This is a genomic window from Teichococcus aerofrigidensis (genome assembly GCF_054073225.1).
On sequence record NZ_JBSXMU010000239.1, the window covers coordinates 1 to 1,842 of the forward strand.

Annotated in this window: 2 protein-coding genes and 1 pseudogene; all 3 read right to left on the reverse strand. The window is 73.3% G+C overall.

Features of this window, described 5'->3' with window-relative positions; genetic code table 11:
- A pseudogene (locus tag ACVMLK_RS20895) lies at positions 1 to 400 on the reverse strand (peptidoglycan -binding protein); the annotation flags it as partial.
- Positions 401 to 429: 29 nt separating this feature from the next.
- Complete coding sequence (locus ACVMLK_RS20900) at positions 430 to 1,566, reverse strand: FUSC family protein (protein WP_198367419.1); 1,137 nt, start codon at positions 1,564 to 1,566, stop codon at positions 430 to 432.
- Positions 1,563 to 1,842: hypothetical protein (locus ACVMLK_RS20905; RefSeq protein ID WP_457487523.1), on the reverse strand; the 280-nt coding region annotated here is incomplete at its 5' end. The genes ACVMLK_RS20905 and ACVMLK_RS20900, both read right to left, overlap by 4 nt.

The window sequence follows — 1,842 nt, forward strand, 5'->3', positions numbered from 1 at the left end:
CCTGCCGCGCCGCCAGGCCGTCCCGCGCGGCTTCCAGCGCGGCGCGCTCGCTGCCCTGCCGGTCGCGCTCGGCGCGCAGGCTGCCGACCTGCTCCAGGGCGGCGTCGCGCGCGGCGGCGGCGGCGCGCAGCTCGTCGCCCATGCGGGCGAGATTGCCGCGCAGCTCCTCCCCCTGGCTCCGCTCCAGCGACAGCATGTCGGCCAGCTCGGCGACCTGCCGGTTCAGCCGGTCGAGCGCCTGGTCGCGCGAGGAGAGGGTGACGGAGAGGAAGCCCTGGGCCAGGACGAAGACCAGCAGGACGAAGATGATGACCATCAGCAGCGTGGACAGGGCGTCCACATAGCCGGGCCAGGCATTGACGCCCTCGCGCTGGCCGCGCCGGCCGCTCCCGAGCGCCATGGCTCAGCCCCCTCCGGCCGGCGCCTGCCTCATCGCGGCCCGTCCTCGGCCAGGGCGGCGATGGTGCGGGAGAGGACCTTGATCTCGCTGCGGATCTCGGCGGTCGCCTGGGCGCGGCCCTGGGCGACATCCTCGGTCAGGCGGGCGAGGTAGAGCTCGATGTTGCGCAGGTGGATGCGGGCGGCGTCATCCTCCGCGCTGCCCTCGGCGAGGCGGGCGATCGCCGGGGCCAGGCCGGACTGCGCCTCCGCCATGCGCTGCATCAGCACCTGGCTGGCGCGCATCTGCTCGGTCATCACCGAAAGCCGTTCGGTCAGGGTGTGCAGGGCCTGGGCCGAGGCGGCGCGGCCTTCCTCGCCGCGCGCCATGATGCGCTGCAGGTTCTCGAGGTTCTCGGCGGTCTGCTCCAGCAGCGCCTGGACATAGGCGGGCACCGAGCCGCCCATCTCGCCATCCCCGCCCAGCACGCCGGAGGAGAGGCGGGTGACGCCGGCGAGCCATTCCTCCAGCTCGTAGTAGAAGCGGTTCTGCGCCTGCCCGGCGGTCAGGTCGAGGAAGCCCAGCACCAGGGCGCCGGCGAGGCCGAGCATGGAGGAGGAGAAGGCGATGCCCATGCCCGACAGCGGCTGCGCCAGGCCGGACTTGAGCTGGTTGAACAGCTGGTTCAGGTCGCCGGAGCCGACCGACATGGAGTTGATCACCTCGGCCACCGAGCCGATGGTCAGGATCAGGCCCCAGAAGGTGCCGAGCAGGCCGAGGAAGATCGACAGCCCGGTCATGTAGCGCGACAGCTCGCGGCTCTCGTCGAGGCGGGAGGCGATGCCGTCGAGCACGCCGCGCATCGCCGGGGCGGAGAGCGAGAGGCGCTCGCCGCGGCGGGCCGAGAACATCGAGGCCATCGGCGCCAGCAGCCGTGGCGCGGCGCGCGGCGTGGCGCCGGTGCGGTTGCCGCGGAAGCCTTCCAGCCACTCCACCTCCGGCTTCAGCCCGAGCACCTGGCGGATGTTCCAGGCGATGCCGAGCAGCAGGACGCCGAGGATGACCGTGTTCAGCACCGGATTCGCCGCGAAGGCGGTCAGCAGATTGCCCGAGAGCACGACGCAGAGCAGGGCGACGGCGGCCAGGAAGGCCAGCATCCGCAGCAGGTAGTGGGTCGGGCGTGTCATGGGCGGGTCGTGCTCGGCTGGAGGGCCGGGCTCTCCGGCGCGGCGCGGAGAGTGGGCGGTATCAGCAGGATGGCGTCTCGGGCCTCGGAGGTGCGTCCCAGCGGGCGGGTGTCGATGCGCGTGCCGTCCAGCCCGCCGCGCTCGAGGGCGGCGCGGATGGCCAGGCCATGCGCCAGGGAATCGCGACGTGCCACCGAGACATCCTGCACCGGCCCGGCGACCTGCGCCAGCAGCGTCACGCGGCCGGCGGTCGCGGTCGCGAGCCAGCGGCCGATC

What these genes read in the sequence shown, in the direction of transcription:
- ACVMLK_RS20900 (WP_198367419.1), bottom strand. Translation starts at nt 1,566, where the DNA reads ATGACACGCCCGACCCACTACCTGCTGCGGATGCTGGCCTTCCTGGCC.